12 protein-coding genes are annotated in these 13010 nt (G+C 68.4%); 9 read left to right on the top strand and 3 right to left on the bottom strand.

Annotated features, from left to right (window positions below; translation table 11 throughout):
- Positions 1-90 precede the first annotated feature (90 nt).
- The 4 genes from GON09_RS11150 to GON09_RS11135 are packed head-to-tail and all read left to right on the top strand — an operon-like array spanning position 91 to position 4398.
- Complete coding sequence (locus GON09_RS11150; RefSeq protein WP_213931855.1) at positions 91-1449, top strand: ABC transporter substrate-binding protein; 1359 nt, start codon at positions 91-93, stop codon at positions 1447-1449.
- Positions 1450-1508: 59 nt separating this feature from the next.
- Complete coding sequence (locus GON09_RS11145) at positions 1509-2396, top strand: carbohydrate ABC transporter permease (RefSeq protein ID WP_213934408.1); 888 nt, start codon at positions 1509-1511, stop codon at positions 2394-2396.
- Positions 2396-3226, top strand: a complete 831-nt coding sequence (locus tag GON09_RS11140) for a carbohydrate ABC transporter permease (RefSeq protein ID WP_213931854.1) — start codon at positions 2396-2398, stop codon at positions 3224-3226. The genes GON09_RS11145 and GON09_RS11140 overlap by 1 nt, the downstream gene beginning before the upstream one ends.
- A 5-nt stretch (positions 3227-3231) precedes the next feature.
- On the top strand, positions 3232-4398 hold the full coding sequence (locus GON09_RS11135) for an ABC transporter ATP-binding protein (RefSeq protein WP_213931853.1): 1167 nt from the start codon (positions 3232-3234) through the stop codon (positions 4396-4398).
- Positions 4399-4459: 61 nt separating this feature from the next.
- Here GON09_RS11135 and GON09_RS11130 read toward each other — a convergent pair whose 3' ends face one another.
- On the bottom strand, positions 4460-5305 hold the full coding sequence (locus tag GON09_RS11130) for a chromosome partitioning protein ParB (protein WP_213931852.1): 846 nt from the start codon (positions 5303-5305) through the stop codon (positions 4460-4462).
- Positions 5306-5378: 73 nt separating this feature from the next.
- On the opposite strand from GON09_RS11130, the gene GON09_RS11125 reads away from it, so the two are divergent.
- Together GON09_RS11125 and GON09_RS11120 are read left to right on the top strand one after the other, a co-directional pair.
- Complete coding sequence (locus GON09_RS11125; RefSeq protein WP_213931851.1) at positions 5379-5969, top strand: suppressor of fused domain protein; 591 nt, start codon at positions 5379-5381, stop codon at positions 5967-5969.
- The gene (locus tag GON09_RS11120) at positions 5966-7075 is read left to right on the top strand and encodes a winged helix DNA-binding domain-containing protein (protein ID WP_213931850.1); all 1110 of its coding nucleotides are present in this window, start codon (positions 5966-5968) and stop codon (positions 7073-7075) included. Before GON09_RS11125 ends, GON09_RS11120 begins: the two co-directional genes overlap by 4 nt.
- Before the next feature lie 12 nt (positions 7076-7087).
- Here the strand turns inward: GON09_RS11120 and GON09_RS11115 are convergent, their stop codons facing one another.
- Both GON09_RS11115 and GON09_RS11110 read right to left on the bottom strand, forming a co-directional pair.
- On the bottom strand, positions 7088-8896 hold the full coding sequence (locus GON09_RS11115; protein ID WP_213931849.1) for a hypothetical protein: 1809 nt from the start codon (positions 8894-8896) through the stop codon (positions 7088-7090).
- Positions 8893-9957: a magnesium and cobalt transport protein CorA gene (locus GON09_RS11110; protein WP_213931848.1), complete on the bottom strand. Its 1065-nt coding sequence runs from the start codon at positions 9955-9957 to the stop codon at positions 8893-8895. Before GON09_RS11110 ends, GON09_RS11115 begins: the two co-directional genes overlap by 4 nt.
- Positions 9958-10038: 81 nt before the next feature.
- Here GON09_RS11110 and GON09_RS11105 point away from each other — a divergent pair, with 81 nt between their 5' ends.
- The 3 genes from GON09_RS11105 (at position 10039) to GON09_RS11095 (ending at position 12978) form a co-directional block, all read left to right on the top strand.
- Positions 10039-10893, top strand: a complete 855-nt coding sequence (locus GON09_RS11105; RefSeq protein WP_213931847.1) for a PHP domain-containing protein — start codon at positions 10039-10041, stop codon at positions 10891-10893.
- Entirely contained in the window at positions 10890-11315 is a 426-nt protein-coding gene (locus GON09_RS11100; protein ID WP_213931846.1) for a hypothetical protein, read from the top strand. The genes GON09_RS11105 and GON09_RS11100 overlap by 4 nt, the downstream gene beginning before the upstream one ends.
- A 469-nt stretch (positions 11316-11784) precedes the next feature.
- Positions 11785-12978 (top strand): NAD(P)-dependent malic enzyme, encoded by a 1194-nt coding sequence (locus GON09_RS11095; RefSeq protein WP_213931845.1) that lies wholly within the window; start codon positions 11785-11787, stop codon positions 12976-12978.
- Positions 12979-13010: the final 32 nt, after the last annotated feature.

The following is a 13010-nucleotide window of genomic DNA, read 5'->3' as shown; positions in this document are numbered from 1 at the left end:
CCGGAAGTACGCCCTGCTCGTTTTGCTACGGCTGGCCGGTACGGGCGTTATCGTCGGATCACGAGGGTCCCCGATGGAGCGGAGTCGCGCATGAGACGAACGCGCACGAGACGGCGGGTGAGCCGGGCGGTCACGGCCTCTGCGGCCGCGGTGCTCCTGGCATCGGGACTGGCCGCGTGCGGCAGCGACGAGGAGGGCGTGGTCCTGTCCTTCTACACGGCCGCCGACGGTGCCGAGCAGTACGCGCAGGCTGCCGAGGCGTGTACCGCCGAGGCCGGGGGTCGATATCGGGTGGAGCAGAGGACACTTCCGAAGAACGCCGACGACCAGCGACTGCAGTTGGCGAGGCGGCTGACCGGCAACGATCCGGGTCTCGACCTGATGACCCTCGACGTCGTGTGGACGGCCGAGTTCGCGGAGGCCGGATGGGCACTGCCGCTGCCCGACGACGTGGCCGCCGCGGTCTCCGAGGGCACGCTCGAAGGCCCCCTCGAATCGGCGACCTGGAAGGACCGGCTGTACGCCGCCCCGCTCAACACCAACACCCAGTTGCTCTGGTACCGAAAGGATCTCATGCCGGACGGGCAACCTCCGGAGACATGGGACGAGATGATCGAGATCGCGAGCGGGCTCGCCGAGGAGGACCGCCCGTCGTGGATCGGCGTGCAGGGCCGGCAGTACGAGGGGTTGATGGTGTGGTTCAACACCCTGCTCTCGAGTGCCGGAGGCTCGGTGGTCGGGGAGGACGGGGTCACCGTCACGCTCACCGACAACGACGCGGCGGTGACCGCGCTCGACATCATGAAGCGCGTCGCGACGGCGCCGGGCGCCGATCCCTCCCTGAACCAGGCCGACGAAGCAGCCGTCCGCCTCGGTATGGAGAGCGGTCGCACGGCGTTCCAGGTCAACTGGCCGTTCGTGCTCCCCGGAATCATCGAGAACGAGGCGGCTCTTCCCTTCATCGACGACAACGGCAACGTCACCTCGCAGGACACCGGGAACACGGTCCTGACCGTCGACGGGGAACAGAATTTCCTTCCCGCACCGTATCCTTCGGTGATTCCCGGTGAGCCCGCCCAGGTCACCATCGGCGGTTTCAACATCGCCGTCGCCCGCACGAGCACCCACCCCGATCTCGCGTTCGAAGCCATGCAGTGCCTGCGCAACGAGGAGAACCAGCGCAACAATGCCATCGGCGGCGGCGTCCCGCCGACGCTCGCGGCCCTGTACGACGACCCGGCCTTCCAGGAGGCCTATCCGGCCTGGCGCGAGGTCCGTGCCGGTCTCGAGAACGCCGCGGTGCGTCCCGCTTCCCCCGCCTACCAGAGTATTTCGACACTGGTGACCGCCACCCTCAACCCGGTCGACCAGATCGATCCGCCCCGCACCGTCGAGGAACTCGCCGAACAGGTGCGCAAGGCGGTCAACTCGGAAGGACTGATCCCGTGACCGCCGTCGAATCGAAGCCGACCGACGAGACCCCCGAGGAATCGTCGCCCAAGACGAAAGTGGCGCTGTCCGAGGGGAAGAAGGCCGAACGGCGTCTCGGCCTGATGCTCGTCGCACCCGCGGCGATCGTGATGCTCGCGGTGACGGCCTACCCGGTGGGCTACGCCGTCTGGCTCAGCCTGCAACGCTACGATCTGCGGTTCCCCGACGAACGCCGCTTCGTCGGACTGTCCAACTACGTCGCGGTGCTGAGCGACGGATTCTGGTGGCAGGCCTTCATCGTCACCTCGTTCGTCACCCTCGTCTCCGTCGCGATCGAGTTCGTGCTCGGCCTGGCGATCGCACTCGTCATGCACCGCACCATCGTCGGGAAGGGCGTCGTGCGCACGGTGGTGCTGATTCCGTACGGCATCGTCACCGTCGCCGCCGCGTACAGCTGGTACTACGCGTGGACCCCGGGCACGGGCTATCTCGCGAATCTGCTGCCCGACGGCAGCGCCCCGCTCACCGACCAGATTCCGTCCCTGGCGATCATCGTGCTCGCCGAGGTGTGGAAGACCACGCCGTTCATGGCGCTGCTGCTCCTCGCCGGTCTCGCACTCGTCCCCGACGATCTGCTCAAGGCGGCGCAGGTCGACGGTGCCGGCGCGTGGACGCGCCTGGTGCGGATCATCGTGCCGCTGATGAAACCGGCGATCCTGGTGGCCCTGCTCTTCCGCACACTCGACGCCTTCCGCATCTTCGACAACATCTACGTCCTCACCCGCGGGGCCAACGGCACCGGGTCGGTGTCGATCCTCGGCTACGACAACCTGTTCCGAGCCTTCAACCTCGGAATCGGATCGGCGATCAGCGTGCTGATCTTCCTGTGCGTCGCGATCATCGCGTTCGTGTTCATCAAGTTGTTCGGTGCGTCCGCACCCGGCTCGGACGAAGGGGGCCGATGATGGCCGAGACCAGGAAACGGACGCTGTCGTGGTCGGCGGTGAACCTGATCGTCCTGCTCTACGCACTCGTTCCGGTGCTGTGGATCGCCAGCCTCTCGTTCAAACCGCCCGGCACCATCCAGGACGGTCGCTTCATCCCGCAGCAGTGGACTCTGGACAACTACCGCGGGATCTTCCGCACCGACGCATTCACGAGCGCCCTGATCAACTCCATCGGCATCGGCCTGATCGCCACCGTCATCGCCGTGCTCCTCGGGACGATGGCGGCCTACGCGATCGCCCGGCTCGACTTCCCCGGTAAGAAGCTCCTGGTGGGTGTGGCACTGCTCATCGCGATGTTCCCCCAGATCTCCCTCGTCAGTCCGCTGTTCGAGATCATGCGCGGGCTCGGACTGTTCGACACATGGGCGGCGCTGATCCTGCCGTACATCACCTTCTCGCTGCCCCTCGCGATCTACACCCTGTCGGCCTTCTTCAAGGAGATCCCGTGGGAGCTCGAGAAGGCCGCGAAGATGGACGGCGCGACACCGGGCCAGGCGTTCCGCAAGGTGGTGGCCCCGCTCGCCGCCCCGGGCATCATCACGGCGGCGATCCTGGTGTTCATCTTCTGCTGGAACGACCTGCTGTTCGCGATCTCGCTGACCTCCACCGAGCGGTCCATCACCGCGCCGGCCGCGATCGCGAACTTCACGGGCGCATCGCAGTTCGAGGAACCGACCGGGTCGATCGCGGCGGCGGCCGTCGTCATCACGATCCCGATCATCGTGTTCGTCCTGATCTTCCAACGTCGAATCGTGGCCGGACTGACCTCCGGCGCAGTGAAGGGGTGACTACCGTGGCCGAGATCGTGCTCGACAAGGTGACGAAGGAATATCCGGACGGCGCGAAGGCTGTCAGCGACGTGGATCTCGAGATCGCCGACGGCGAGTTCATCATCCTCGTCGGCCCGTCGGGCTGCGGAAAATCCACCACACTCAACATGATCGCCGGTCTCGAGGACATCTCCGACGGCGAACTGCGCATCGCGGGGGAGCGGGTCAACGAGCGGGCACCGAAGGACCGCGACATCGCGATGGTCTTCCAGTCCTACGCGCTGTATCCGCACATGTCGGTGCGCGACAACATCGCGTTCCCGCTCACCCTCGCGAAGGTGCCCAAGGACGAGATCGCCCGGAAGGTCGACGAAGCGGCCCGGATCCTCGACCTCACACAGCATCTCGACCGAAAACCCGCCAACCTGTCGGGCGGCCAACGGCAACGCGTGGCCATGGGACGTGCGATCGTGCGCAGCCCCAAGGCCTTCCTCATGGACGAGCCGCTGTCGAACCTCGACGCCAAACTGCGCGTGCAGATGCGCACCGAGATCGCGCGCCTGCAGAAGCGTCTCGGCACCACGACGGTGTACGTCACCCACGACCAGACCGAGGCGATGACGCTCGGCGACCGCGTCGTCGTGATGCGTGGCGGGCTCGTGCAGCAGGTCGGCGCCCCGCAGGACCTGTACGACCACCCGAAGAACCTGTTCGTCGCCGGCTTCATCGGGTCGCCGTCGATGAACTTCGTTCCGGGACAGATCGAGAACGGTTCGGTGCGTACGTCGTTCGGGGAGTTCCGGCTTCCCGACGAGCGGTGGGAGGTCGTGCGCCGCAACAATCCGTCGCGTCAGGTGGTCGTCGGTATCCGTCCGGAGCATTTCGAGGACGCCGACCTGCTCGACCCGACCCAGCGGGAAGCGGGTGTGACCTTCTCCGCGGAGGTCGACGTGCTCGAATCCATGGGATCCGACAAGTTCGCGTACTTCACGGCCGAGGGTCCGGGCGTGCAGTCGAAGGATCTCGACGAACTCGCCGCCGACGCGGGCGCCGACATGTCGGCGGAATCGCTGGTCGCGCGGTTGTCCGTGGAGTCGCAGGCCGCGAAGGGCAGGACCGTGCAGTTGTGGTTCGACCCCGCGAAGATCGCGCTGTTCGACCAGGACACCGGCGCGAACGTCACCCTCTGACCCGACGGACTTCGGTGGGTCCGCCCCCGCGATACGGGGTCGGATCCACCGAGATCGTCCATCAGCGGGGCGCGCGGGTCCGGAGTTCGTCGACGATCTCCTCGCTCCACACGTGCCGTCGCACGAGGCGGTAGCGCTCGCTCGCTATCCACAGGTACACCTCGGCGTCGGTGCGTGAGCGCAGCATCCCCGCTTCCCGGGCCATCGCGACGACGGGGACGAATTCCTCCTCGTACCAGCGCCGCGCGATCTCCTCGCGCGTGAGGTACTCGCCGAGATCCTGCATCAGGCGGAAGCCCCACGCCTCGACGGCCTCGGCCAGCTCGGCGTATCCCCACGGGTCGGACACGCGGATCGTGTCCTGGGCGGTGCCGTGCAGGGGGACGCGGCCGAGGAACATCCGGAAGTGGTCCTTGCGCACGAGATCGGGACGGGCGGTGATGCCCTCTGCGGGCACCTTCGTGGTGATCTCGGTGACGTAGGCGTCGATGGTGCGGTCGCCCTGCGCGTAGGCGATCGACACGCGGTGGTGCCCGTCCTGCACGAAATGCATCGACCCCACCCGGTACACGGAGATCGGGGGCATGGCCTCGCCGCGCCGCCGCGCCGCCGCGATGCGTTCCCACCGGGTGCGCAGGCGTGCCGAGGTGGGACGGAAACGGCGGTCGAAATCGTCGGCGCGGTCGACGCTGCCCACGATCGAGGCGACCTCGATGATGTGCAGCCCGAGTCGTCGTTCGCCGAGGCGTCCGAGTGCGGCGACGACGTCGTCGAAGGGCAGCACCGTGTTGACGTCGGCCGGTTCGCGGCGCAGCCATGCGATCAGTCGGGCGTACTCGGCGCGCCGACGTTGCCGGGCGAAATCGTCGCCGGCGTCGGAGACCGGAAAACCGGTGTCGCGAGCCACGCTTCGACGGTACCGGGCAGTGCGGAGGTCCGGGTGGGAACCGCATGTGCGGGGTGGGGTCTACATTGCAGGAGTGACCGATGCAGTTCTCACCGCAGTTCGCAGCCACCTCGCCGAGCATCTGACCGTGCCGGGGGATCCGGAGCCGGAATCGGCGTCGGTGACCTTCCTCGGTCTCGAACCGATCGAGGTCCTCCGCTTCCGTGGTGCAGAGCTCCTGCGGTACGCCACTCTGGGATGCTCGCGGCATCCGATGGGCGATCCGACCGACATGGTGGCCGACCCGACGCGGGGGCCGCGCGCCGAACTGCTGCTGAGCCTGCGCGACAGCGAGGGCATCACCGCCGGGGTCCATCGCACTCTCGCGGTGCTCGCTGCGCTGCCCGCCGTGGAGGGGGTCGTCCTCACCGACGACGCACTGCTCGATCTCGGTGAGCCGCTGTGGCCGAGTGCTCCGTTCACCGCGGTGTTGCTCGAGACGGCCGACGTGCCGTCGCTGGAGTTGCCCGAGCCCTCCGATCCGGTCCACTTCTTCGAGGCTCGCCCGATCACCGGTACCGAAGCGGCTTGGAAGCGGCTGAAGGGTACAGAGGCGCTGCGCGAGGCGTGGGAGGAAGCGGGCATCGACCTGAGCGACCCGCGCCGGGCACAAGCACGTCTGTGATCGCCCCGGTTCTCACCGACCGCGCGCTCGGACGCGCCACGCTGGCCCGCCAGCACCTGCTGCGCCGGAGCAGCACGGATGCCCTGACGATGATCGAGCATCTGCTGGGACTGCAGGCCCAGGCACCGCTCGCACCGTATTTCGCCCTGTGGACCCGCATACGGACCTTCCGGCCCGAGGCGTTGTCGGACCTGCTGGAGTCGCGTGCGGTGGTCCGGATCGCGTTGATGCGGGGCACGGTGTTCGCGGTCTCCGGCGCCGACGCGCACGCGCTGCGTCCGTGGGTGCAACCGGTCCTCGACCGGGGTGTCGATGCGAACAAGGCTCACCGGGTCGGGCTCCACGGTCTCGACAGGCCGGCGCTCGTGTCGGTTGCCCGGGAGCTGTTGGCCGGCACTCCGAGGAGCCAGGCCGAACTGCGCCCGTTGCTCGCCGAACGGTTCCCCGACCAGGATCCGGCCGCGTTGTCGCATGCGGTGCGGTGCCTGCTCCCGCTCGTGCAGGTGCCTCCGCGCGGGTTGTGGGGACGATCCGGACAGCCACGCCTGGCGCACCTCGACGAGTACGTGGGCGCGCCGGCCGCCCTTCCCGTCCCGGATCGGTTGCTGCTGCGGTATCTCGGGGCCTTCGGCCCCGCGAGTGTCCGGGACGCGCAGACCTGGTGCGGCCTGACGCGGCTCGTCGAGATCTTCGACCGGCTCCGCCCACAGCTCGTGGTGTTCCGGGACGCGCGCGGAGTGGAACTGTTCGATCTTCCCGACGCGCCGCGACCCGACCCGTCGGCCCCTGCCCCGGTGCGGATCCTCGCGCCGTTCGACAACGTGCTGCTCTCGCATTCCGATCGCACCCGATTCGTCTCGGATGGGGACCGCACGCGGATCATGACGCAGAACGGGATCATCGCGCCGCTGCTTCTCGTCGGGGGCACGGTCGCGGGCAGTGCCCGCGTGATCACCGACGGGGCCACCGCCGCCGTGGAGATGGCGCCGTGGCGGACGATCACCGCGTCCGTCCGGTCGGCGCTCGAGGCCGAGGGCATGCGCCTGCTGAGCTTCGCGGCTCCGGAAGCCGACACGCACGATGTGCGGTTCCTCGAAACAGCCTGATCCGGTGGGCTGTCAGCCCTGCGGGACGACGACCCCGAGGGACCCACCTCCGAGGCACACGGTGGTGCCGGGTGTGGACGAGCGGGCCTGCAACGCCGAACCGTCTCCGGAGACGCGGACGTACACCGTGCCGAGTCCTGCGGTGACGGGAACCGTGACGGAGCCGTGGCCGGGGAAGCCGAGATCGATCGTGCCGTCGGCGGACGCACGGTAGTTCACCTGCACGGTCCATTCCCAGTCGCCCGCGGGGGAGTCGAGCGGAAGGGCCGTGACGGCATCGGCGGTGACGAGATGGCCGCAGTCCGGCTCGGGACCGGGCGGGACGGACCGCAGCGGCAGCAGCTCGGCGGGTGTGCGGTGTCCGCCATCGTCGAGGACCCAGAGGTCGGTCGCGTAATCGCGGATGTCGGACCGGCCCGGTAGCGCCGAGAAGACGGATCCCACCAGGTTGTGCGGATAGGTGACCGGCAGCAGGATCCACACCGACACCGGATGGTCGAGCACGGTGTCGTCGGGCCGGGCGGTCAACGCAGCCTTCGCCGCTCCGAGATAGTCGCCGGTCGGGTTGTCCGACCAGCTGCGCGCGAACGTGGCGGTCGACCACAGCGAGCCGACGGTGAACGCGGCCGCGCAGGCCCAGGCGACCGCCCGAACGACGCGAGGGTGGGACGACGCGCCGCGCTGCGGGGCGCGCAGGATCAGCGCCGCGGCGATCGCGACGACCACGGCCGAGTCGGCGAAATAGCGCAGGGTGCGGGCGAGCTCGTAGGTGGTCTCCGGGCCGAAACGCGTGCTGATCATCGCCGCGAGCGAGGCCAGGACGTAGGCGATCGTCGCGAGCCACACCGGCCCGGTCCGGCGCCTCCGGCGCACCGTCCACACCGCTGCAACAGCGACGCCGAGCCACGCGACGACGACGAGCACGAGCGGGGGATCGGCCCACGGGGGGCTCGGATTCCACCGCTCCCACTCCCACGGGCCTCCGAGCAGCGACGGCAGCAGCCCGTAGGAGATGCCGTGATGGGTCAGCCCGGCCACCATCGACCACGGAGGAATCCCGAACCGCGATTCGACCACTGTCGCGTAACCGACCGCCCACCCGACCAGCACGGCCGCCGACGCGAGCCACAGCGGGCGGGCCTGCGCCCAGGTGCGGCGGACCGGTCGCGCGAGCCCGTCGACGTGAGACGCGAGCGCGACCGTCGCGAACGCGGCGAACGGAACGAGGACGGACTTCTCGAAGAACAGCAGGGCTACAGCGGTGACGACGAGTGCACTCGCGAGATGGCGTCGTCGCCCGGTCCTGCTGTACTGCAGCGCATCTCCCGCGACCCAGGCGAGCGCCGTTTGCAGCGGCAACGCGTTGAGCGCGGCCGCCCACCACGCGAAGGCCGGCAGGGTCAGCGGGGTGAGGAGGTAGAACAGCAGCGGTCCCCACAGGGCGCGTCGCGGACCGAGCAGCAACCAGAGCACCCGCAGCACCGCCAGCGATGCGAGCAACTGCCCGACCACGAGCGAGGCCGCCGCCGGCCACCATTCCAACGGCGCGATCGCTGTGGCGATGCCCGCCACGAGGAAGGCGGCGGGCATCAGGTGACCGTCGTGGTCGTATCGCAGGAACGCGTCGGACAGCAGCGGATACGACCCCGAGCGTCCGACGAGGATCAGGTCGTCCCAGTAGAACTCGCCGGTCGCGGCCACCCCGGTCCGGAGGATCGTCTGCAGCAGGATCAGGGCGAGGGCGACGGCGAGCACGTGGCGCCGCGGCGATCGCGCCGCCTGCGCAGCGTGTGTCGGGGCTTGGTCGAGTTCGGTAGTCAAAGCCAGTTGTTGCGCCTGAAGGTGACGAACAGTCCCACGGTGATCGCGACGATCGCGGCGAGCACGACGTAATAGCCGTACTCCCAGTGCAGTTCCGGCATGCGATCGAAGTTCATGCCGTAGATCCCGGCGATCATCGTCGGAACGGCGGCGATCGCGACCCACGCGGAGATCTTGCGCATGTCGGTGTTCTGCTGCACGGTGACCTTCGCGATCGCCGCGTCGAGCAGCGTGCCGAGCGTCTCGTCGAAGGCGGCGATGCGGTCGGACACCGTCGTGTGGTGGTCGGCGACGTCGCGGAAGTACCGCCTGACGTCTTTCGGGATCGGGTTGCCCGGCGCCCGGATGAGTTGCTGCAGCGGTTCGGCGAGCGGAACGACGGCCCGGCGCAACTGCACGATCTCGCGTTTGAGCATGTAGATCTGGTCGACCGCGATCCGCGTGTCGGGGGTGAACACGAGCTCTTCGATGTCGTCGACGTCGGGCTGCACGGCCGTGGTGACGGCGAGATAGGAGTCGACCACGTGGTCGGCGATCGCATGGAGCACAGCCGCCGGACCGCGGGCCAGATGCTCGGGATCCCGCTCGAGGCGCTTGCGTACCTGCGACAGCTCCGAGTGGTCGCCGTGCCGCACGCTCACGATGAAGTCGGGGCCGGTGAACAACATGATCTCACCGGTCTCGACGATGTCCTTGGTGGTCGTCACCGACTCGTGCTCGATGTAGCTGACGGTACGCAGCACCAGGAACAGCACGTTGTCGTAGCGTTCGAGCTTCGGACGTTGATGGGCGTGGACGGCGTCCTCGACCATCAGTTCGTGGAGTCCGAAGGTGTGCGCGACGCTCGCCATCTGCCGTTCGTCGGGATGGTGCAGCCCGAGCCACACGAATCCGGTGCCGCGCCGGCGTACCTCTGTGACCGCCTCGGTGTGGGTGTAGCGGCCGGGCAGGCGGTGCCCGTCGACGTAGACCGCGCAGTCGACCACCGCCTGCTCGGTGGGGACGGTGGGGGCCGGGGGAGTGGGGCCGCGACGGGTGGCACGAGAAGGCTGGTGCGGCATGTTGTCCTTCCTCACGGCATGCCGCTGCGGCGCGGCCGGTCGCGTCGCCATGCTAGCCCGCCGACCTGACAGACTGGAGGCGTGCGTATCGATCTCCATACCCATTCGACCGCATCGGACGGTACCGACGCTCCTGCCGAACTGGTCCGTGCTGCAGCCCGGGCCGGTCTGGACGTGGTGGCTCTGACCGATCACGACACGACCGCGGGGTGGGACGAAGCCGCGGCGGCCCTGCCGGCGGGGTTGCGTCTCGTCCGGGGGATGGAGATGTCCTGTACGGGCCGCGGGGAGGACGGCGCCCCGGTCGCCGTGCACCTACTGGCCTATCTGTTCGACCCGCACGACCCGGTGTTCGTCGCCGAACTCGAGCGGCTCCGGGGCGAGCGGGTCTCGCGGATCCGGGCGATGGGCATGCAGATGGCCGACGACGGTCTGCCGATCGACGTCGATGCGGTGCTCGCCGAGGCGGGTCCGGCCGCGGGCCGGCCGCATCTGGCGCGAGCCCTCGTCGCTGCCGGTGTGGTGCCCACGGTCTCGGATGCGTTCACCGAGCTGTTGTCCCCGCGCGGCCGTTATTACGTACCGAAGGCCGACACCCCGCTCGCCGACGCGGTGAAGATGGTGACGGCAGCGGGAGGTGTGCCGGTGATGGCGCACGCCCGGGCGCGCTCGCGCGGGCGGCTCCTCGCCCTCGACCATATCGAGGAACTCGCCGAACTCGGTCTCGGAGGTGTCGAGGTCGATCATCCCGATCACAGCGAGCAGGACGTGCGGACGATGCGCGACCTCGCCCGGGCGCTCGGTGTGGTCGTCACGGGATCGTCCGATTATCACGGCGACAACAAGGACGTGAGGCTCGGCAGCTTCACCACCGCACCGGCGGCCTATGAGGCGCTGCTCGACCGCGCGACCGGCGTGGAGGTGATCGCGGGATGAGGCGACGGGGTGCGGGCTACCCGCACGAGGAGTACGAATCGCGGAACGACGAAAACTACTACGACAGTGAGTACTACGACGAGCCGTACTACGCGGACGACGGGTACCACGCCGATCCCTACGACACCGCACCGCCGCGCCGGTCGAGTCTGCCGGTCCGCGCCGCGCGCGCGATCTCGGGTGTGGTGTGCGGGGCGGTGCTGGTCCTGACCGCCGTGGTGTGCGGCGCCCAGTACCTCGCCGGCGACCGCGGTTTCCCCGGTCCGGGGACCACTGCGGTGGCCGCGCATGTCGTCGCCGCGCTTGTGGCCGTGATCGCGCAGGTGACGGCGGACCGCAGGTCCGGTGGCACGGCTCTCCTGTCGAGCGCTGTGGTGATCTTCACTGCATCGATTCTGATGCTCACCCAGTGGTGGGGATGACGGCCCCGAGTGCCACCACTGCTACCCGTCGGTAGCCGTCGTGTAACTGCGGGAATTCGGGGCGAGGCGCCCCCGCGGAGGTGTTCACGGCACGTAAACTCACAGGTGAGACGACAAAACCGTGAGACCTTCGCAATCGATGCCGATTTGATTGTTCGTCTGCAAAGGTGGCAAACTTGCGGCAATCCGAAAGCCGGAATACCCCGGAATCGGACGAAGGATGGCAGACCCACCCAGGGCTAGATCACCCAGGGCTCGATGCCAGGGCCACCCGCCCCGGCTCCATCACGTTCCGGAAGCCGTACAGCGTTGTACAGCGGCAGTCGTGATCGCGCCCGGAAGCTTCAACCCAATGTCCTTGGCGAAGCACTGCAACTCGATGCATGGATCGATATGAAATGCATTGAACTGTGGTGTTTTCGCAGCTACCGAGTCCAGAGGTCGACTCGGAACACGCAGGAGTGTCATCGTGTCAATTGTGTCTGATGCACCTACCCCTCAGAAGCTCGAGTTGACGGACGAGGAGATCTTCTCGGGTCACGTCGACGGCAAGCTGTCGGTCGAGCTGACCGCGCCGCTCGAGAACCAGCGCGATCTGTCCATCGCGTACACCCCCGGTGTCGCCCAGGTCTGCCGCGCGATCGCCGCCGACGAGACCCTGGTCGACCGGTACACCTGGACGAACCGCCTGGTCGTCGTCGTGTCCGACGGCACCGCGGTCCTCGGTCTCGGCAACATCGGCGCCCGCGCCTCGCTGCCCGTGATGGAGGGCAAGTCCGCGCTGTTCAAGAAGTTCGCCGGGCTGAACTCCATTCCGCTGGTGCTCGATACCACCGATCCCGACGAGATCGTCGAGACCCTCATCCGGCTGCGTCCGTCCTTCGGCGCCGTCAACCTCGAGGACATCTCCGCCCCGCGCTGCTTCGAGATCGAGAAGCGCGTCATCGAGGCACTCGACTGCCCCGTCATGCACGACGACCAGCACGGCACCGCGATCGTCGCCCTGGCGGCACTCAAGGGCGCGCTCAAGGTGCAGGGACGCGACATCGCCGACCTGCGCATCGTGATCTCCGGCGCCGGCGCTGCCGGCGTGGCGTGCACCAACATCCTGCTCGCCGCCGGTGCGCGCGACGTGGTGGTGCTCGATTCGAAGGGCATCATCTCCGCCGATCGCACCGATCTCGGGGAGATCAAGGCCGACCTGGCCTCCCGCACCAACCCCGAGGGCCGCAAGGGCGGCATCACCGAGGCGCTCGACGGCGCCGACGTCTACCTCGGCGTGTCGTCGGGCACCGTGCCCGAGGAGATCGTCGCGACGATGGCCGACGACTCCATCATCTTCGCGATGTCGAACCCGGATCCGGAGATCCACCCCGAGATCGCTCACAAGCACGCCGCGATCGTCGCGACGGGTCGCAGCGACTTCCCGAACCAGATCAACAACGTGCTGGCTTTCCCCGGTGTGTTCAAGGGGGCACTCGACGCCGGTGCCCGCCGTATCACCGAGGGCATGAAGCTCGCCGCCGCCGAGGCCATCCTCTCGGTCGTCGGTGACGAACTGGCCGCGGACAAGATCGTCCCGAGCCCGCTCGATCCGCGCGTCGCACCCGCCGTCGCCGAGGCCGTCGCGGCCGCGGCGAAGGCCGAAGGTGTCGCCGACTAGGGATTCGTTCCCGGCGAGATCGCACCGAGCGC

This window comes from Rhodococcus sp. B50 (assembly GCF_013602415.1).
Taxonomy (GTDB): domain Bacteria; phylum Actinomycetota; class Actinomycetes; order Mycobacteriales; family Mycobacteriaceae; genus Rhodococcus.
This window is presented reverse-complemented; position numbering and strand designations above follow the sequence as displayed.

Bases quoted from the DNA above. Each gene is read 5' to 3' on its own strand.
- GON09_RS11150 (WP_213931855.1), top strand. From the start codon at position 91: ATGAGACGAACGCGCACGAGACGGCGGGTGAGCCGGGCGGTCACGGCC.
- GON09_RS11140 (WP_213931854.1), top strand. From the start codon at position 2,396: ATGGCCGAGACCAGGAAACGGACGCTGTCGTGGTCGGCGGTGAACCTG.
- GON09_RS11110 (WP_213931848.1), bottom strand. From the start codon at position 9,957: ATGCCGCACCAGCCTTCTCGTGCCACCCGTCGCGGCCCCACTCCCCCG.
- GON09_RS11100 (WP_213931846.1), top strand. From the start codon at position 10,890: ATGAGGCGACGGGGTGCGGGCTACCCGCACGAGGAGTACGAATCGCGG.